Annotated in this window: 20 protein-coding genes and 1 pseudogene; 12 read left to right on the top strand and 9 right to left on the bottom strand. The window is 67.9% G+C overall.

Annotation, left to right across the window (positions count from 1 at the left end; genetic code table 11):
• Positions 1-2: 2 nt before the first annotated feature.
• The 3 genes from ABD104_RS19480 to metK form a co-directional block, all read right to left on the bottom strand.
• Positions 3-491 carry an aromatic-ring-hydroxylating dioxygenase subunit beta gene (locus ABD104_RS19480; protein ID WP_343928043.1) on the bottom strand — a complete coding sequence of 163 codons (489 nt, stop codon included), beginning with the start codon at positions 489-491 and terminating at the stop codon, positions 3-5.
• On the bottom strand, positions 488-1822 hold the full coding sequence (locus tag ABD104_RS19475; protein ID WP_343928042.1) for an aromatic ring-hydroxylating oxygenase subunit alpha: 1335 nt from the start codon (positions 1820-1822) through the stop codon (positions 488-490). The genes ABD104_RS19480 and ABD104_RS19475 overlap by 4 nt, the downstream gene beginning before the upstream one ends.
• Positions 1823-2087: 265 nt before the next feature.
• Positions 2088-3251 carry a methionine adenosyltransferase gene (gene metK, locus ABD104_RS19470; protein ID WP_343928041.1) on the bottom strand — a complete coding sequence of 388 codons (1164 nt, stop codon included), beginning with the start codon at positions 3249-3251 and terminating at the stop codon, positions 2088-2090.
• Between the two features lie 265 nt (positions 3252-3516).
• Between metK and ABD104_RS19465 the strand changes: the two genes are divergently transcribed.
• The gene (locus ABD104_RS19465; protein ID WP_087838689.1) at positions 3517-4362 is read left to right on the top strand and encodes a lysophospholipid acyltransferase family protein; all 846 of its coding nucleotides are present in this window, start codon (positions 3517-3519) and stop codon (positions 4360-4362) included.
• A gap of 10 nt (positions 4363-4372) precedes the next feature.
• On the opposite strand, the gene ABD104_RS19460 is transcribed toward ABD104_RS19465, so the two are convergent.
• From ABD104_RS19460 to ABD104_RS19450, 4 genes and pseudogenes are all read right to left on the bottom strand, one after another.
• Entirely contained in the window at positions 4373-4774 is a 402-nt protein-coding gene (locus tag ABD104_RS19460; RefSeq protein ID WP_087838688.1) for a cupin domain-containing protein, read from the bottom strand.
• A complete protein-coding gene (locus ABD104_RS19455; protein WP_343928040.1) occupies positions 4758-5177 on the bottom strand; it encodes a nitrilase-related carbon-nitrogen hydrolase in 420 nt (139 codons plus the stop codon). The genes ABD104_RS19460 and ABD104_RS19455 overlap by 17 nt, the downstream gene beginning before the upstream one ends.
• Positions 5176-5250: pseudogene (locus ABD104_RS30345) on the bottom strand (hypothetical protein); the annotation flags it as partial. The pseudogene ABD104_RS30345 and the gene ABD104_RS19455, both read right to left, overlap by 2 nt.
• Before the next feature lie 104 nt (positions 5251-5354).
• On the bottom strand, positions 5355-5516 hold the full coding sequence (locus ABD104_RS19450) for a 3-keto-5-aminohexanoate cleavage protein (RefSeq protein WP_279815779.1): 162 nt from the start codon (positions 5514-5516) through the stop codon (positions 5355-5357).
• A 68-nt stretch (positions 5517-5584) separates the two neighbouring features.
• Here ABD104_RS19450 and ABD104_RS19445 point away from each other — a divergent pair, with 68 nt between their 5' ends.
• The 5 genes from ABD104_RS19445 (at position 5585) to ABD104_RS19425 (ending at position 9360) form a co-directional block, all read left to right on the top strand.
• Positions 5585-6406: a Bug family tripartite tricarboxylate transporter substrate binding protein gene (locus ABD104_RS19445; protein WP_343928039.1), complete on the top strand. Its 822-nt coding sequence runs from the start codon at positions 5585-5587 to the stop codon at positions 6404-6406.
• Complete coding sequence (locus tag ABD104_RS19440) at positions 6376-7578, top strand: CaiB/BaiF CoA transferase family protein (RefSeq protein WP_279815783.1); 1203 nt, start codon at positions 6376-6378, stop codon at positions 7576-7578. Before ABD104_RS19445 ends, ABD104_RS19440 begins: the two co-directional genes overlap by 31 nt.
• On the top strand, positions 7575-8024 hold the full coding sequence (locus tag ABD104_RS19435; RefSeq protein WP_279815785.1) for a hotdog family protein: 450 nt from the start codon (positions 7575-7577) through the stop codon (positions 8022-8024). Before ABD104_RS19440 ends, ABD104_RS19435 begins: the two co-directional genes overlap by 4 nt.
• A 7-nt stretch (positions 8025-8031) precedes the next feature.
• Complete coding sequence (locus ABD104_RS19430) at positions 8032-8364, top strand: MaoC family dehydratase (RefSeq protein WP_279815786.1); 333 nt, start codon at positions 8032-8034, stop codon at positions 8362-8364.
• A gap of 207 nt (positions 8365-8571) precedes the next feature.
• Positions 8572-9360, top strand: a complete 789-nt coding sequence (locus ABD104_RS19425) for a citryl-CoA lyase (protein WP_279815788.1) — start codon at positions 8572-8574, stop codon at positions 9358-9360.
• A 45-nt stretch (positions 9361-9405) separates the two neighbouring features.
• Here the strand turns inward: ABD104_RS19425 and gcvA are convergent, their stop codons facing one another.
• Positions 9406-10335 carry a transcriptional regulator GcvA gene (gcvA, locus tag ABD104_RS19420; protein WP_279815790.1) on the bottom strand — a complete coding sequence of 310 codons (930 nt, stop codon included), beginning with the start codon at positions 10333-10335 and terminating at the stop codon, positions 9406-9408.
• Between the two features lie 200 nt (positions 10336-10535).
• Between gcvA and ABD104_RS19415 the strand changes: the two genes are divergently transcribed.
• Positions 10536-11519, top strand: coding sequence for a Bug family tripartite tricarboxylate transporter substrate binding protein (locus ABD104_RS19415; protein WP_279815792.1), 984 nt, complete (start codon positions 10536-10538; stop codon positions 11517-11519).
• A gap of 153 nt (positions 11520-11672) precedes the next feature.
• On the opposite strand, the gene ABD104_RS19410 is transcribed toward ABD104_RS19415, so the two are convergent.
• Positions 11673-13319 (bottom strand): DEAD/DEAH box helicase, encoded by a 1647-nt coding sequence (locus ABD104_RS19410; protein ID WP_279815794.1) that lies wholly within the window; start codon positions 13317-13319, stop codon positions 11673-11675.
• 89 nt (positions 13320-13408) lie between these two features.
• On the opposite strand from ABD104_RS19410, the gene dapF reads away from it, so the two are divergent.
• The 5 genes from dapF (at position 13409) to ABD104_RS19385 (ending at position 18156) form a co-directional block, all read left to right on the top strand.
• Positions 13409-14284, top strand: coding sequence for a diaminopimelate epimerase (gene dapF / locus ABD104_RS19405; RefSeq protein ID WP_087838675.1), 876 nt, complete (start codon positions 13409-13411; stop codon positions 14282-14284).
• A 70-nt stretch (positions 14285-14354) separates the two neighbouring features.
• Positions 14355-15023, top strand: a complete 669-nt coding sequence (locus ABD104_RS19400; RefSeq protein WP_279815796.1) for a DUF484 family protein — start codon at positions 14355-14357, stop codon at positions 15021-15023.
• 65 nt (positions 15024-15088) lie between these two features.
• Entirely contained in the window at positions 15089-16048 is a 960-nt protein-coding gene (gene xerC, locus ABD104_RS19395) for a tyrosine recombinase XerC (protein WP_087838753.1), read from the top strand.
• Between the two features lie 119 nt (positions 16049-16167).
• A complete protein-coding gene (locus tag ABD104_RS19390) occupies positions 16168-17361 on the top strand; it encodes a class I SAM-dependent rRNA methyltransferase (protein WP_087838673.1) in 1194 nt (397 codons plus the stop codon).
• A gap of 306 nt (positions 17362-17667) precedes the next feature.
• Positions 17668-18156, top strand: coding sequence for a Fur family transcriptional regulator (locus tag ABD104_RS19385; RefSeq protein WP_132979578.1), 489 nt, complete (start codon positions 17668-17670; stop codon positions 18154-18156).
• Positions 18157-18163 lie beyond the last annotated feature (7 nt).

The raw sequence follows: 18163 nt of genomic DNA, 5'->3' as shown, positions 1-18163 counted from the left end.
GGTTATCCAATGTGATAGAGATCGATGGGACCATCGATGCGGTCGTCGATCAGTTTCATGACCTTGCGTACGATTACCAATGTGTTGTTCTCGCGCGCCAGATCATGGCGGCAGGTCCCGGCGAGTATGCGTTGCCCGCGTGATCCGAAAGCATGGTTCGACCAGTTGCTGTGAACGCGCAGGACATTTTCGGTTTCGACTTCGAGCTGGATGTTGGACGTGATACGGACAGTGCGGTCCAGCGGAAACGACGCGAATGAGTCTCCGGACTCGATTCGGAAGATCCGATCCCGAATCTCGCCCTTGCCGGTCAGGTAAAGCAGCGAAAGCTCCGTAGCGGGATCGCTGGTCAATTCTTCCTCGCTGGCCCATGCAGGCATCCAGATCACGGCATCGTCGTCGAACAAATTCAGCCAATCGTCCCATTGACGCTTGTCCAGGTACGAGGCTTCCTTCAGAAGAAAGGCAGTTACCTCATCGAGCGGATTCATTGTGCAGCCCCCCCGATTGCCGAAAGCCAGTGTCGATAAAAGCCATAGAACGGCGTGTCGTGATCCCAGCTCGTCTCACTGGCGATGGGCTCGATGCCCAAGGCGAGCGCTTCGTCGTCGGGGCCGTTCATGCTGCTGGCCAGACCCCGCACGTAGTCATGCCATTCTTGCGCCAGGCCGTTGGCGCCTTCTTGAGCAGCGTCGAGCGAAACTACGTCATCCGAGGTAGCCATGCCGGTCACCAGGAAGAAATCTTCGAATTTGCGCAGTCGGGCTGCACGTGCCTCGGAGGTTTCTCCGCGCGGTGCGATACACCAGAGATTGATCTCGGTCCTATCGTGTCCCAGTGGCCGCAAGGTACGAAGATGAGTGGATGCGAGGTCGTTCAGGACCAGATTCGGGAAGATCATCAAGTTGCGGCCGCGCCGGAGTATCCAGTGGCTCTTCGTTCCGGGGAAGCGTTGCTCAAGCGCTTGCGTTTCCGGATAGATGGGGGCGACATGTGGAGAGGCGCGGTCGGCCCAGGTCAACATATGGCCGTTGCCGAGGTCGTAGCCGCCCGTCTTCACGACTCCTCGGATGCGGCCGGTCTCCGTGCCCAACAGGCCGTCGTAACCGCCTCGCGCCTCGCGTTGGACAATGGTCGTATTGAAGACGCGATGCACGGTCGGGACGTGATAACCGTCGTTGACATTTTCTGCTTCGATTTTCCAGTTGTGACGAACGACGTAGGTGGATTTGCCGCGTAGCAATTCCAGGCCATGTGGCGACTGGTCTGCCAGCATATCCATGAAGGTTGTTGCCGCCCCCAGGTGATCTGTGAGCGCCGGTACGTTTTCGGCCAGGCTGCCGAATATCCAGCCTCGATAATCGTCCACGCGTGCCAGGGACTTCAGTCCATAGTGTTCCCGATCGTGATCGGCCGGGTAATTGCCGCGCTCTTCGGACTTGATCTTCTGGCAGGCGCCGTCCAGTCCGAATACCCAGCCGTGGAAGCGGCAGGTTACGGCGCTTTTTGCTTTGCCCTGCGCGAGTGGCAGCAGTATCGAAGCTCGATGCGGGCAGGCGTTGAGGAATGCTTTGACACTGCCGTCACGCTGCCGGATTACGACGACAGGCTGTCGGCCGACGTACGTGGTTGCGTAAGATCCCGGCTCCGGCAACTGGCTTTCATGGCAGAGGTAGACCCAGCGGCGCTCGAAGATTTCGCGCATTTCGCGCTCGAACGTGTCCGGGTCGGTGAATGCCCGCCGATTGACCCGGAATATGCCTTGATCCAGCCGGTCGTCGACTAGGGCGCCGGTGGCCGGCGTCATGGTATTGCCCATCATGTCTCCCAAAATTCAATGACTGTGGGGGCATGATAGGCAGCGCCGATTATGTTGAAAATTGCATGCGCAAGGCATAGGTATTCCCTGCGGCGATGGCTGGAGGCTCACAAAACGCCCCCATGCCAGGCCTTGCAGGCCGTCGCTACCCCCCCGGGGGGGGGGGGCGTTTTTTTGTCTTGGAACGGCCTGGCGACAAAAAAATTGCGCCGCAGGGAGCCGCGGGCGTTGACGAGTCGAGGTTACGGTCGCCTACCCTCGGATCTCGTCAGCGCGCCACGGCGCGCAGCGCCGCCGCCTTGTCGGTGGCTTCCCAGCTGAACTCGGGTTCGGCGCGGCCGAAGTGGCCGTAGGCGGCCGACTTCTGGTAGATCGGACGCAGCAGGTCCAGCATGTTGACGATGCCCTTCGGACGCAGGTCGAAGTGCTCGCGCACCAGCTTGGCGATCTGGTCGTCGGGGATGACGCCGGTGCCGTAGGTGTCGACCGTGATGTTGATGGGCTCGGCCACGCCGATGGCGTAGCTGACCTGGATCTGCGCGCGCGCGGCCAGGCCCGCGGCGACGATGTTCTTGGCCACGTAGCGGGCGGCGTACGCGGCCGAGCGGTCCACCTTGGACGGATCCTTGCCCGAGAAGGCGCCGCCGCCGTGCGGGCATGCACCGCCGTAGGTGTCGACGATGATCTTGCGCCCGGTCAGGCCGCAGTCGCCCTGCGGGCCGCCGATGACGAAGCGGCCGGTGGGGTTGACCAGGTAGCGCGTCTTGTCGGTGATGAGGCCGTCGGGGAAGGTCTTCTTGATGATCTCCTCGATGACCGCTTCGCGGATGGTTTCCTGGCTGACTTCGGGCGCATGCTGGGTGGAGAGCACCACGGTGTGGACCTCGACCGGCTTGCCGTCGGCGTAGCGGAAGGTGACCTGCGACTTGGCGTCGGGACGCAGCCACGGCAGGCGGCCGTCCTTGCGCAGTTCGCTCTGGCGCTGGACCAGGCGGTGCGCATACCAGATCGGGGCGGGCATGAGGTCGGGCGTTTCGGTGCAGGCGTAGCCGAACATCAGGCCCTGGTCGCCCGCGCCCTGGTTCAGGTAGTCGTCCGAGGCGCGGTCCACGCCCTGGGCGATGTCGGGCGACTGCTTGTCGTAGGCCACCAGCACCGCGCAACCCTTGTAGTCGATGCCGTAGGCGGTGTCGTCGTAGCCGATGCGCTTGATGGTGTCGCGCGCGACCTGGATGTAGTCGACGTTGGCGCGCGTGGTGATTTCGCCCGCCAGCACCACCAGGCCGGTATTGCACAGCGTTTCGGCGGCGACGCGCGAAGTCGGATCCTGCGCCAGCAGGGCGTCCAGGATGGCGTCCGAGATCTGGTCGGCGACTTTGTCCGGGTGTCCCTCGGAGACGGATTCCGAAGTGAAGAGGTAGGAATTGGCCACTCGATAGTCCTTTGAAAGCTGACCGGCAGGCACGCCGGCTATCGGTTCCGCGGCGTGTTGCACGTTGCTGGGTCTTGGACCTGTGGCGAGCAGCGACGCTTTAGCGGCATTTATGCGCGCACCGGACGGGCCGGCGCCGCGATCGCCCCGCAAGTTGTCTGTTAACTCGGCGATCTTTTCCATTTTAGGGGAAAATCCCGATGGAGCCCACCCCCCAGCCGGCAACGTGGCCGCGGGGCCTGTTCTTCGAGGTTCGGATCGTTCGATGCTGCTGACTTTCTATCGTTTGCTCGCGCGGCTGCCGCTGGGCTGGCTGCACCGCCTGGGGCGCTGCCTGGGGCTGCTGGTGTATCGCAGTTCCGCCGACTATGCCGCGCGCCTGCGCGCCAACGCCGCCCTGGGCGGCTATGAAGGCGAGGATTTCGCGCGCCGCTCGGCCGCCGCCGCGGGGGAGGGCGCGCTGGAGATCCCGCGCGTCTGGTTCCGTCCCGACCGGGCGCTGGCCGAGTGCCGCACCGACGACTGGGACGCGGTGCAGGGCGCGCTGGACGAGGGCAAGGGCATCCTGTTCCTGACGCCGCACCTGGGCTGCTTCGAGGTCGCGGCGCGTTACTACGCCCACCGGGGCGGCCCCATCACGGTGCTTTACCGGCCGCCGCGCAAGGCCTGGGTATCGCAGCTGGTCGAGGGCGGCCGGCGCGGTCCGAACCTGGACACCGCGCCCGCCAACCTGCAGGGCGTGCGCCAGCTGGTGCGGGCCCTGCGCCGTGGCGAGGCCATCGGCATCCTGCCGGACCAGGTGCCCGGCAACGGCGAAGGCGTCTGGGCGCCGTTCTTCGGCAAACCCGCTTTCAGCATGGTGCTGCCCGGCCGGCTGGCGGCGCAGACCGGCGCCGCCGTGGTGCTGGCGGCGGGCGAGCGACTGCCCGGCGGGCAGGGCTGGAAGGTCCATTTCGTGCGGCTACCCGGCCCGGTGCCCGAGACGGCCGAAGACCAGGCCGCCTGGGTCAATGCCGGCATGGAGGCCATGATCCGGCGTTGTCCCGAGCAATACCTGTGGGGCTACAACCGCTACAAGGCGCCACGCGGCGAGACCCCGCCGGCGGCATGACGCGCGGGCATCACTCGGTGAAGAACTTCGCCCCGCCGAAGAAGCGGTTGGGCTTCATGAAGACCGAGAGGAAGGTCGCCCCTTCCGGGGCGCGGGCGATGTGGATGTTGCCGCCCGGCCGCCAGACGAAGCCCCCCGGACCCACCTCGCCCTCGTCGTCCACCAGGCGTCCGGACAGGATGTAGGTTTGCTCCAGCGCCGTGTGCTCGTGCAGGGGCACGACCGAACCGGGCGCCATCCGGAACAGGATGGTCGACATGCCGCTGTCGGCATCGGCATACAGGATCTTCATGTCGATGCCGGGGAAGTCCGTCGGGTGCCAGGCCATGGCGGCGGCATCGACGTAGCGCGAGCGAAGGTTCGGGGGCTGGCTCGGCCGGGCGGGCGAGCGCTGTTCATGCGGTTGTGTCATGAGGCATTCCGTCGGAGGGAACAAGTGGGGAAGGGCCCGCCAGCCGCAGGCTGAACGCGCGCTCGTGGGACAGGCCGGGCAGCTCCGCGCGGACCCGGGTCACGGCGGCCAGGTCCAGCGGCACGGTCAGGCAGTCGGGCTCGTCGCCCAGTTCGCCCAGCGTGTCGCCCCAGGGGCCCAGCGCCAGGCTGTGGCCGTAGCTGGCCCGGCCGCCGGGGCTGTCGCCGCAGGTCGCGGGCGCCAGCACGAAGGCGCCGTTCTCGATGGCGCGGGCGCGCAGCAGCGCATGCCAGTGGGCGGCGCCGGTGGCGCGGGCGGGGGACCACGAAGATGCGCGCGCCGGCCAGCGTGGCGTCGAACAGGTGGAGCTTGTCGTAGCGGGCGGCCAGGCGGCCTGCGGCATCGAACAGCAGGCTGCGGTTGAACATGTGGCGCGGTCCGTCGGGAACCACGAGCGAGCCCAGCAGCACCCACATGTCCAGCTCCCGCGCGAGGTTGCGCACGGCGGTTTCGACGTCGTCGGCACGGTCCGGACCCGGCCGCACCTGCGCCAGCGCGACGCGCAACGGTTCTTCCGTGGTCATCGCGGCGGCAGGCCGATCAGGCGCCGCGCCTCGTCGGGCGCGGCCGGGTCCATGTCGAGCGCGTGCAGGATCTGCACCGCGCGCTCGACCAGTTCCGCGTTGCTGCGGGCCTGCACGCCTTGCGACAGGTACAGGTTGTCCTCCAGCTCCACGCGCACGTGGCCGCCCTAGCCCCAGGCGTGCCACCAGCCCGGCGCAACCGCCGCCTGGCGACGAGGAGATCTTCATGCATTCCCTGCTACGCTACGTCCCGCTTGCCTGCGCCATCGCGTTCGCCGGTCCCGCGCCGGCCCAGAATGGTTATCCCTCCAAAGCCGTGCGCATCATCGTCGGCGCCGCGCCCGGCGGCCCGACCGATCTGGTCGCACGGCTGCTTGGGGAAAAGCTGTCGCAGGACATGGGAGTTCCTTTCATCGTGGAGAACCGCGGAGGGGGCGTCGGCGTGATCGCCTCCGAGACCGTCGCGCGCGCCGAGCCCGACGGCTACACGCTGCTGATGGGTTCAGTCAGCACGCATGGCATCAATCCCGCGCTGTATCGCAAGCTCAATTACGACGCGTTGAAGGATTTCGCGCCAATCTCCCAGGTGGTGTCCTATCCGCTGGTGCTGCTGGTCAATCCGACCACCGTGCCGGTGTCCAATATGGGCGAGTTCCTGGCTTACGTCCGCAAGCATCCGGGCAAGGTGAATCGCGGTTCGGCCGGCAATGGCACCTCGATGCACATTGCCGGCGAACTCTTCAATAGCCTTGGCTCAAGTCATGCAGCCCGTGGGCGATTCGCCCGAATCCTTCAGCCGCTTCATCCGGAGCGAGATCGCCAAGCGGGGGGCGGTGGTGAGGGAGTCGGGCGCGACGGTGGATTGAAGACTTTCGCTCCGCTGCCGGGCACGAGGCCGCCAGCCCCTCCACGTGAGTTTTCCTCACGCCCCTCCCCGACTTATTCGATTGAGCGCGGCGTCCGCCCTGCGCATGATCTCTCCACCGGCAAGCCATCGTGCCGGAGCACGGAGAGAGCATGCTTTCATCATTCACTGTCCTGGACCTGACCTGGGTGCTCGGCGGCCCGTTCGCCGGCCAGTTGCTGGCGCAGCTCGGCGCCGAGGTCATCAAGATCGAGCCGCTCGAAGGCGACATGGCGCGCCAGGTGTCGCGCCATGCCATGGAGTTCGAGGGCGACCCGGGCTTTTTCCTGTCGGTCAACCGGGGCAAGTCCAGCCTGGCGCTGGATCTCAAGAACCCGAAGGGCCGCGAGGTGTTCTACGATCTGGTGCGCCGCAGCGACGCCGTGCTCTACGGCTTCGCGCCCGACGTGCCCAGGCGGCTGGGGCTGGACCGCGACACCTTGCTGGCCATCAACCCCCGGCTGTGCATCGCCCAGTTGATCGGCCTGCATGACCAGCCCCCCTATGCCAGCGCGCCGGCCTTCGATCTGATCGTTCAGGCGCTCAGCGGCGTGATGAGCGTGACGGGCGAGCCCGGCGGCCGGCCGGTGCGGGTGGGCTACCAGATCGCCGACCTGGCGGGCGGGCTGTATCTCGCGCTGGCCTGCGTGGGCGGCATGCTCAAGGCGCTCAAGTCGGGCCGCGGCGATCTGGTGCAGGTCTCGCTGCTGGATTGCCAGCTCGCGCTGCTGACCTGGCAGGCGCAAAACTATTTCCTGTCTGGGGAGGTGCCAACCGCCAACGGCGCGCGCCACCCGGTCATCGCGCCCAGCGACATCTACCCGTGCCTGGACGGCCGCTTCATCGCGGTCTCGCCGACCGGCCAGCAGTTCTGGCAGACCTTTTGCGCGGCCATCGGCCGCACCGATCTTGCCGAGGATCCGCGCTTCAAGCTGGCCAAGGACAGGGTGGAGAACGTCGAGGCGCTGACCGCCATCCTGAACGAGGTATTCGCCGCGCGCGCCTCGACCGAGTGGGCCGAGCATTTGTTCGCGTCGCGCGTGCCGGCGGCGCCGGTGAACAGCGTCGCCGACGCGGTCGAGCAGCCGCTCGCCCGGCTGCGCGCCATGGTCGAGGAACTGCCACATCCGCGCTCGGGCAAGACCTTGCGCTTCCTGGGCAATCCCTTCAAGTACGCGGGGGCCGAACCCCTGTCCTATCCCCCGGCGCTGGGCGCGGACTCGCGCGCCACGCTGCGGCGCCTGTGCGGCTACGACGATGCCGCCATCGACCAGCTCGTTCAACAACGTGTCATTTCCGAAGGAGGACCAGCATGACGCGACCCAGCGAAGTCAAGCCCCGCGAAGGGGACCTGCCCGCCGCCCTGTTCAAGGATTGGCAGATCGGCGCGGAGTTTCCCGAACTGCGCTTCACCATCACGCCGGACGTGATCGACGAATACCTGTCGGTGGTCAGCGGCACGCCCGAAGCCTACGTGATCGACGGCCGCCGCGCCGCGCCGCCCAATGTGGTGGCGGTCTACCTGATGGCGGTGATGTACCGCAAATATCCGCCGCAGCAGGGCGGCATCATGATCGGCAATACCTTCTCCTTCCATCACCCGATCTGGGCCGACGAGGAAACCGAAGTCATCGGCTCGGGCCGGCTCGAAGACAAGTACGAGAAGAAGGGCCGCAAGTACATCTGCTATTCGGTCGACTTCCGCCGCGCCGACGGCCAGAAACTGACCAGCATCGTACACACCTCCGCCTTTCCCGAATGAGGACGCCATGGAACGCACCATCCCGCAGACCCAGGAAATGTTCGACGCCTACGGCCGCCTGAACGGCGACAACGACATCCTGCACTACGACGACGAATACGCCAAAGCGCGCGGCTTTCGCGGTACGCTCGGGCACGGCCTGATGTACCTGGGCTACGTGGCCGACCTGGCCGCGCGCAAGTACGGCAAGGACTGGCACACTCGCGGCGAGATCTCGGTCAAGTTCGTTGCCCCGGTCTGCCCCGGCGACGAGTTGAAGGTCTCCATCGACGACGATGGCCATGCCCAGTGCGAGTCGCAGTTCGGCAAGACCTTGGTGGGCTACGCAAAACTGGTATAGCCCTGGAGATGACCTCCCCTACGCGCTGACGCGCGGCCCCCAGAGGGCGGCACTGGCGGACCGGAAGGGAAGCCCACCTCTACGCGGCTACGCCGCGCCCCTCAAGGGGCGGCACTGGCGGACCGGCAAAGCCGGATCCGCGGTGCCCTGGGAAACCATACAGTGCATCGCGTGGCTAATGAGGGACGAACGGAAAAGGGAGTCGTGATGGCTGACCGGGGTGCCGAGGGGCCTTATACGCATACGGGGTATTCGGATGCGACGTCGGTGCGGGTGCGGGGCAAGGACCTGATCAATGAGCTGGTGGGGCATTGCAGCTTCACCGAGATGCTGTATTTCCTGACTTGCGGGCGCATGCCGCAGGCGGGGCAGGTGCGGGTGCTGGATGCGTGCCTAGTGACGCTGATGGAGCATGGGCTGACGCCGAGCGCCGTGATCGCCCGGCTGATGGCCGATAGCGTGCCGGAGGAGCCGCAGGTGGCGGTGGCGAGCGGGTTGCTGGCCATCGGCAGCGTGTTCGCGGGCACGACCGAGAATTGCGCGCGCCTGTTGCTGGAGATCGAGGCCGCGGCGCCGGCCGAGGAGCTGGAGCAGGCCATGGAGACGCGCGTCGCCCGGTTGCGCGGACAGCGCCTGCCAGCGCCGGGTTTCGGCCATGCCACGCACAAGCCCGACGATCCGCGCACGCCGCGCCTGCTGCAGGTCGCCCGCGAGGCCGGCCAGGCCGGCCGCTACGTGGCGCTACTGGAGCAACTGGGCGGGGTGGTCGATCGCGTCTACGGCCGCCACCTGACCATCAACGCCACCGGCGCGATGGGCGCGCTGTTCCTGGAGATCGGTATCCCGGTCGAGGCGATGCGCTGCTATTCGGTGGTGTCGCGCGCCGGCGGCCTGGTCGGCCATTTGCTGGAAGAGCGCGCCGTGCCCTCGGCGCGCATGATCTGGCGGATGAGCAAGCAGGCCGTGCCCTATCGCGAGCCGCCGGAAAGCGTGTAGCGCGTGTCGCGCCGGCACGACCCGCGTGTCCGCCGACGCATGGCCTTAGCGGCGATGCCGCTGGCCCAGCACCTCGACGCACAGGCGATCGGATTCGTCGCCCTGCTCGCACAGCCACTCGGTGAAGTCGTCCAGCAGCGCCCGGTGGGTGGTGTGCGGCGACGCGATCAGGTAGTAGCTCGGGTCGTAGACGCGCGGTGCGCCCAGCGGCGCCGCCAGCCTTCCCGCGGCGATGTCGTCCACCGCCAGCGGCTCCGGCACCAGCGCGATGCCCAGACCATCGACCGCGGCCTGGAGCGCGAAGTACATCTCCTCGAACATCAGCAGCCCGCCCGGCGTGATCGCTTCCAGGCCGGCCGCCGCGAACCATTGTTCCCAGGCATGCGGATGCGTGGACGCGTTGATCAGCGTATGCCGCGCCAGGTCCTGGCTGCCGCGGATGGACGCGCGCTCGAGGATCTCGGGCGCGCATACCGCCACGAGGTTGGTGCGCAGGAATTCGCGGCTGTCGAAACGGGCCAGCGGCGCGGGCAGCCGGCGGATCACCGCATCGAGTTCGGGCAACGCCATGGACTCCACCGGCGCGATGCTGGTGGTCAGGCGCAATTCCACCTCGGGATGCCGGCGCTGAAAGCCCGACATGCGCGGAATCAGCCATTTCATCGTGAACGTGGGTGGAGCGTTGATCGAAAGCACCACCCGGCCGGCCTTGCGGGTCAGCGCATAGGTGGACAGGGCGATGCGGTCGAGCGCCGGGCCGACCTCGGCCAGCAGCGTGCGGCCCTCGTCGGTGAGCTGTATCTGGTGGTTGAGCCGGCGGAACAGCTGCAGGCCCAGGTGGTGTTCGAGCGCCGCGACCTGCCGGCTGACGGCGCCGTGCGTGACGCAAAGCTCACTGGCGGCCTTGGTGAAGCTCAGATGCCTGGCGGCGGCTTCGAAGGCGCGTATGGCGTTCAAGGGGGGCAGACGGCGCATCGTTTGTGATGAAAACTCACGCTCCCATGAGCTTAAATGGATTGTGCCCGCATCGCTTATTCAACACATTAGGGGCTGACCCTGGCCGGATGCCGATGCCGTCTTCGTCGGCCCGCATTTCGCACCCGGCCGGCCCGCGCGGTGCGTTCCGGCCGAGCGGGCGGGCTCTCACGATAACAGCCATTCCGGAGACACCGATCATGACGGTTCGCACCCTTTTCGCCAGGCGGATGTGCCTGCTTTCCGTATGTGTGTTCTCGTGCGCGGCGCTGCCCGCGGCGGCGGAGTATCCCGACAAGCCCTTGCGCATCATCTGCGCGCACGCGCCCGGCGGGGCGGCAGATCAGCTGTCTCGCATCGTGGCCGACCGGCTGGGCCACGAACTGCACCAGACGGTCATCGTCGAGAACCGACCCGGCGCCAGCACCATGCTGGCCGCCGAGCAAGTCGCCCGATCGCCGGGCGACGGCTACACACTGCTGATGGCCACGGTGACGACGCTGTCGATCAACCCCTATCTGTACGGTCAGTTGCGCTACGATCCGGTGCGGGATTTCGAGCCGGTCACCGTGGTCGCTTCCACGCCGTTCTTCCTGGCGGTAAACGCCGGTGTCCCGGCCGCCAGCGTTTCGGAGCTGGTGGCGCTGGCCAAGCGCGAACCGCGCAAGCTGAACGTGGGCTCGTCCGGCAACGGCACCTCGTCGCACCTGGCGGCCGAGCTGTTCAACGACATGGCGGGCGTGCAGACCGTGCACGTGCCCTATAAGGCGACCGCCACGCGCAACAACGAACTGGCGGCGGGCGTGATCCAGATGGTGTTCGGCAACGACGTCATGCCCATGGTCCAGGCCGGCAAGGCGCGGGTCCTGGCCGTGACATCCAACAAGCGCCTGTCCGGCTATCCCGACATTCCCACCGTGGCCGAAAGCGGGGTGCCCGGGTTCGAGGCCAGCGTCTGGTACGGGCTGGTGGCGCCAAAAGGCACGCCGGACGCCGTCGTGCAGAAACTGCACGCGGCGCTGGCCAGGGTTCTTTCCACGCCGGACGTCAGGCGTCAGGTCATGACCTCGCTGGGCGGCGACGTCGTTGCCAACACGCCTGCGGAGTTCGCCGCGCTGATCCGCAGCGACGGGGAAAAGTGGCACCGGGTGATCCAGCGGGCCGGGATCAAGGTGACGGAATAGCGCCGCGCCGCCGGGAAGAGATCGCGTTACCGCGGCGCGGCCGATTTTGCCAGCCCGTCCCGGACCGCCGCCATCAGCGATCGCACCCGGATAGGCTTGGCGCAGTGGGCCTCCAAGCCCACCTCCATCGCCATCTGCAGATCCTGCCGGCTGTCAGACGACGTCCTGCAGCAGCGCCCCCAGTCCATGTTCCATCGCGTGTCGCGAAACGACCAGCTCCAGCCGCAGCATGGCCCGGGTCGCTCCCACGAACAGCTTGCGCGCCGTGCGCTCGTCGAGCTGGTCGAAATCCACTTCGGTGAACACGATGGCCGGCGCGGCCTGCCCCTTGAAGCGATAGACCGAGTCCATGAGCACTTCTCCGGCCGAGAACTCGGGTTTGCCGAACAGGTCGTAGCGGCCGCTGAAGGTCCGCATGGCATGGGGTCCGAGTTGCGGCTGGCCGAGCAGCGCGGAACTATCGCGCCCGCGGAAACTGACGACGGCGATGTCCGAACGCTGGAAGCCCGCGGCCAGGCATTGCGAGATGGCCTTCTTGGTTTGAGCCAGCAGTTCCGCTTCATTGCCGTAGACCTGCACGTGCAGGCCGCCGGCCGCGATGGGGCCGCGCGCCTCGATGCGTTGCCCATCGGGCGCGAGGCGGTTCAGCAGCTTGACGATGCTGCGCGGGCTTCGATAGTTGCTGTCGGCGCGCAGCGTGACCCACCCCGGCAGATGCACGGGCGGCTTGCCATACAGGTTCTGCATGGGGTCTTCGAGCCAGATCATGCGGGAGTGGGGCCGCGCGTGGCGCAGTACCTGGTCACGCCACTCGTCGGTGAAGTCCTGGCCCTCGTCGACGATGATGGTGTCGAAGCGCAGCGAATCGGGAACTTCTTCGCGCGCCGCGCGCGCCACCAGGGTGTCGAAGGCGTCCGGACCGGAGAAGTCCACGGGTTGGCCGGCGGCGTGCAGCACCTTGTCGCACAGCGTGTGGAAGGTGCAGGCCAGGCCGCCTTCGGGCGCGATGCCGTTGAAATGATCGGCCAGGGGCCGGTTGAAACACACGTACAGCGGCCGGCGCCCGGCATCGATCGTCGCGCGGAATTCGGCTTGCGACAGCTGGGTCTTGCCCGAGCCCGCCGTACCCACCACATGCAGCCGGAACGGCTCGAACTCCAGCCGCCGCGCCCAGTGCGCCAGGCCGCCCGAAATGCGGGTGACCAGCGCCCGCGCCTGCCCCACCAGGGCGTTGGCGTCGGGTTCGAGCTGGATGATGTCGTCCAGGAAGCGCCGCACGGCCGGCGCGGCCTGGGTGGCGGGCGCCTGCGGCAGCGCGAGCTGGATGACCGCGCACAGGCGGTCGCGTTCGGCGGCATCGACGATGCGTTCGGACGACAGGCCGGCGGTTTCCGGGTGGCGCACCGAGTAGTCCGGGCAGTACAGCAGGTATTCGACGCGGATGGCGTCCAGGTGCGGGCGCCGGGCCAGCCGGCCGCGCAGCACCGCCAGCTGGCGGGCGATCTGTATCGGCACGTTGGTGCTGTGGCTGGGGTATTTCTTGCAGAGCCCCTCGGGCGTTTCCTCCAGAAACCCGCTGACCTGCTCGATCAGCAGCAGGTCGCCGGCGGCGTTGACGATGGCGAAGTCGATGTCGCCATAGACGGAGAAGCCGTGCTCGACGTTGGTCCAGTGGACGGCGTGGTAGACGGTGTAGGAATCGGGCAGGCCGCGTTCGAGCGTGGCCAGGGTTTCGATTTCCCGGCGGGCGGCGCCGGTGGCGTTGATTTCCCGCCAACCGTCGGGGACGATACGAGCCATTGCGAGTTCCAGTAGACCGGCCAGTCGCCAGAATACCAAGCTCCGCCCCCGGCGGCGCGTGGTGCCTGGGCGCGGACTATAATTCCGGCATGACCTGGCACTTCACCAAAATGCATGGCGCGGGCAATGATTTCGTCGTCCTGGACGGCGTGCGCCAAGATATCCGGCTCACCCCCGAGCGGGCGCGCAAGCTCGCCCATCGGCAGTTCGGGATCGGCGCCGACCAGATCCTGCTGGTCGAGCGGCCCACCCGTTCCGATGCCGACTTCCGCTATCGCATTTTCAACGCCGACGGCGGCGAGGTCGAACACTGCGGCAACGGCGCCCGCTGCTTCGTGCGCTTCGTGCACGAGCAGGGGCTGACCGACCGCAATCCGGTGCGCGCCGAGATCTGCACCGGCATCATCGTGCTGAACGAACAGGACGATGGCGAGGTCAGCGTCGACATGGGCCGCACCAGTTTCGATCCGGCCGCCGTGCCGTTCGATCCGGCGGGCCTGACGCCGCGGCGTGAAGGCGCGGACGACGTCTGGCCGCTGGATGTGTCGGCGCCGGGCGAGGCCGAACGCATCGTCTGGGTGTCGGCCGTGGGCATTTCCAACCCGCATGCGGTGCAGGTGGTCGACGACGTCGACGCGGCGCCGGTGGCGTCCGTCGGTCCGCGGGTCGAGAGCCATCCGCGCTTTCCCCGCCGGGTCAATGCCGGCTTCATGCAGGTCGTCGGTCGCCACGACATCCGGCTGCGCGTCTACGAGCGCGGCGCGGGCGAGACGCTGGCCTGCGGCACGGGCGCTTGCGCGGCGGTGGCCGCGGGCATCCGCCGGGGGCTGCTGGAGTCGCCGGTGCGCGTGCAGACGCGGGGCGGCGTGCTGACCATCGCCTGGGACGGCGAGCAACTGCTGATGACCGGCCCGGCCGTGACCGTGTTCGAAGGCACTGTCGACGTCGACCGCCTCCTGGGCTAGAGGGGGGGAATCCACCCCCCACGCGCTTCGCGCGCCCTTGCCTTAATCAACAATGAATTCCGGAACGTACATGGACGCCAACGAAGTCGCGCAATACCTCAAGGACAACACCGATTTCTTCGAACGGCACGCCGAGCTGTTCTCCACCATGAAGGTGCCCCATCCCCACGAGGGCAAGGCCGTCTCGCTGGCCGAGCGCCAGGTGCTGGCGCTGCGCGAGCGCGTGCGCGGCATGGAGCTGCGGGTGTCGGAACTGGTGCGTGCCGCTTCCGAGAACGAACACATCTCCGACCGGTTGTTGCTGTGGAGCCGGGGCCTGCTCAAGGAGAGCGATCCGCAGGCGCTGCCCGCCGCCGTTGCCGGCGGCCTGGGCGAGATCTTCAGCGTGCCCGACGTGGCGCTGCGCATCTGGGCCGAGACCGCCCCGGGCGATGCCGAGGCCCCCTGGCGCGGAGAAGTCTCGGCCGATGCGCGAACCTTCGCCAATGGACTGATGTCGCCGTACTGCGGCCCCAACTCGGGCTTCGAGGCCGCGGCCTGGCTCGATCGCGAAGTGCGTTCGCTGGCCCTGATCCCGCTGCGCGTGGGCATCGCGCCCGAAGCCTTCGGCCTGCTGGTGCTGGCATCGCCCGACGCCGAGCGCTTCACGCCCTCGATGGGCACGACCTTCCTGACGCGCATCGGTGAACTGGCCAGCGCGTCGCTCTCGCGCCTCCTGACCGAGGCGCCGCGCGCCTGACCCATACCGTGGCCGACGATCCCCGTCCCGGTTCCGAGGCCACGGGGCCGGCGCTGGCCCGGCCCATGCTGGAATGGCTCGAACACCTGGGTTCGGGCCGCCGCTATTCCCCCCATACCCTGGCCGCCTACCGGCGGGACCTCGTCCACCTGGTCGAACTGGCCGATGACGTGCCGCTCGAGCGCGTGTCGCAGGGGCACGTGCGTCGCTACCTGGGACAACTGCACGCGCAGGGCATGAGCCCGCGCAGCCTGGCCCGCCTGCTGGCCAGCTGGCGCGGCTTCTACCAATGGTGGGCGCCGCGCGTGGGCATGCCCGGCAATCCGGCCGCGGGCGTACGCGGCCCCAAGGCGCCGCGCGGCCTGCCCAAGGCCTTGTCGGTGGACCAGACGCAGGCCCTGCTCGATCACACCCCGCCCGTCGCGGCGGAAGTCACCGGCCAGAGCGCCGAGCAGCGACATGCCATCGAATTGCGCGACACCGCCATGTTCGAACTGTTCTATTCCAGCGGCCTGCGCCTGTCCGAACTGGTGGGCCTGGACCTGGCCTACGCGCGCGAACCCGGCTACGAATCATCCAGCTGGCTGGACCTGGCCGAGGCCGAGGTCAGCGTGCTGGGCAAGGGCAGCAAACGCCGCATCGTGCCGGTCGGCACCCAGGCCTGCGAGGCCCTGCGCGCCTGGCTGGGCGCGCGTCCCGTTCTGGCCGCGGGCGGCGATGCCCACGCGCTGTTCGTCGGACTGCGCGGCCGCCGCATCTCGGCCCGCGTCGTCCAGGCGCAACTGGCCAGGCGCGGCCAGGCCGCGGGCGTGCCCACCCACGTGCATCCGCACGTGCTGCGCCACAGTTTCGCCAGCCACGTGCTGCAATCGGCCGAGGACCTGCGCGCGGTGCAGGAGATGCTGGGCCACGCCAGCATCTCGACCACCCAGATCTATACCCGGCTGGATTTCCAGCACCTGGCCAAGGTGTACGACAAGGCGCATCCGCGGGCGGGTCGCAAGGAACCCGGGAAGAAGGAATAGGGCGGATCCGTTCCAGGCCCTGCCAGGCGTGCGCGGGGAGCAATTTGGGCCTGGCGCCCGGCGGCGGTACCATGGCGGCCTGCCATCCGGCCCCATCCCTCCGCTTTGAAGAAGTCCCGATGAACGACGTCGTTCTCAAGCCCGGCAAGGAAAAGTCCCTGCTGCGGCGCCATCCCTGGGTCTATGCCACGGCCGTGGCGCAGGCCGTCGGCCGGCCGCTGGCCGGCGATACCGTGCGCGTGGTCGACAGCCGCGGCAATTTCCTGGCCTGGGGCGCCTACAGTCCCGATTCGCAGATACGCGTGCGCTGCTGGACCTTCCGCGAGGATGAGCCGGTGGATGCCGGGTGGATGGCCGCCCGGGTGGCCGACGCCGTGGCTCGCCGCGCGGCGCTGGCCGGCCGCACCGACGCGGTCCGGCTGGTGTTCGGCGAGGCCGACGCCCTGCCGGGTTTCGTGGCCGATCGCTATGCCGGCCAACTGGTGGTCCAGTTCCTGGCTGCCGGGGTCGAGCGCTGGCGCGAGGCCCTGGTCGATGCGCTGGTGGCCGCGACCGGCTGCGCCGACGTGTACGAACGCTCCGACGCCGCGGCGCGGGAACGCGAAGGCCTGGCACCCCGCACGGGCGTGCTCCGGGGGGCGGAGCCGCCCGCCGAGGTCGAGATCGTCGAGGATGGCGTGCGCTACGGCGTGGACGTGGTCCATGGCCACAAGACCGGCTTCTACCTGGACCAGCGCGAGAGCCGGCGCCGGGTGGCGGAGCTGGCCGCGCTGGTCGGGCCCGGCGCCACGGTGTTGAACTGCTTCTCGTACACGGGCGGTTTTTCGCTGGCGGCGATGCGCGCCGGGGCGGCGCGCGCCGTGTCGGTCGATTCGTCGGCCGACGCGCTGGCGATGGCCGCGCGCAACGCGGTCCGCAACGGCCTGCCGGAAGCGGCCTTCGAGTGCCGGGTGTCCAAGGTGGCCGAGGCGCAGAAGGCGCTGGCCGCCGAGGGACAGTTGTTCGATATCGTGGTGCTGGACCCGCCCAAGTTCGCCCCCTCGGTGCACCACGTGGACAAGGCGGCGCGCGCCTACAAGGACGTCAACCTGAAGGGCATGAAGCTGGTCAAGCCGGGCGGCTACCTGCTGACCTTCTCGTGTTCCGGCGCCATCAGCGTGGACCTGTTCCAGAAAATCGTGGCTGGCGCCGCGGTGGATGCGCGGCAGGACTTCGTGCTGCTGGAACGGCTGGCGGCCGGCATCGACCATCCCATGCGCATGACCCACCCCGAAGGCGAGTACCTGAAAGGGCTGCTGCTGCAGCGGGTCTAGCGGCGCGGCCGGAGCGGGCCAGGTGCCTGCCCGGATGGCCCGTTTCAGGGCGTATGTGCCCGCTGCCGTCGCAAACGGTTACCAAAATCGGCCGAAAGGCTTGAATTCCCCCAAAACGACCCCACATGTCGCGTTTGCCGGTGGCGATTCGTGGTACACCGTCCGGTGCTTTTTGTCTGGGGTCGCCTCCAGCGGAAAGCAATTGCGCCGCGGGGGCCTACCGGGGGTTAGTCCGGGTTTGCCCAGGCAAAGCGGCTTGTGCTGTAATCCGGCCCCGCTTGGCGGGCCGAACGGAAGGAGCGACGCGTGGAGGATCTGGCCCGCGAGGCGATACGTGCCCAAGGCGCACGAGTCACCGCGACACGGGTGCATGTCTTGGCAACCCTGATGGAGGCGGCAAGCGCGCTGTCGCACCAGGAGTTGTTCGACCGCATCGGGTCGTCGGTGTCGGTCGACCGGGTCACCGTGTACCGCGTGCTGGAATGGCTGGTGCAGTCCGGCCTCGCGCACCGCATCGCCGGGGAAGACCGCGTCTGGCGTTTCAGCGTCGCCCGGCCCGGCGACGAAGCGGGAGCGCCCCATGCGCACCACCACCACGGCGAGCCGCATGGGCACTTCCAATGCGATGTCTGCCGACGCATGTTCTGTATCGATGCACCGGTGGGTATCCAGCAGAATCTCGATCGCCTGCCCGACGGTTTCGAAGGGCGCGATGTGGAAATGGTCGTTCGCGGGCGCTGTCCCGCCTGCGTCCAGGCCGGCCGCGAAGCCGGCGACGAACGCAAAACGCATTGACGCGTCC

It is taken from the genome of Pigmentiphaga daeguensis, from assembly GCF_039523035.1.
GTDB classification, from domain to species: Bacteria; Pseudomonadota; Gammaproteobacteria; order Burkholderiales; family Burkholderiaceae_B; genus Pigmentiphaga; species Pigmentiphaga daeguensis.
This window is presented reverse-complemented; position numbering and strand designations above follow the sequence as displayed.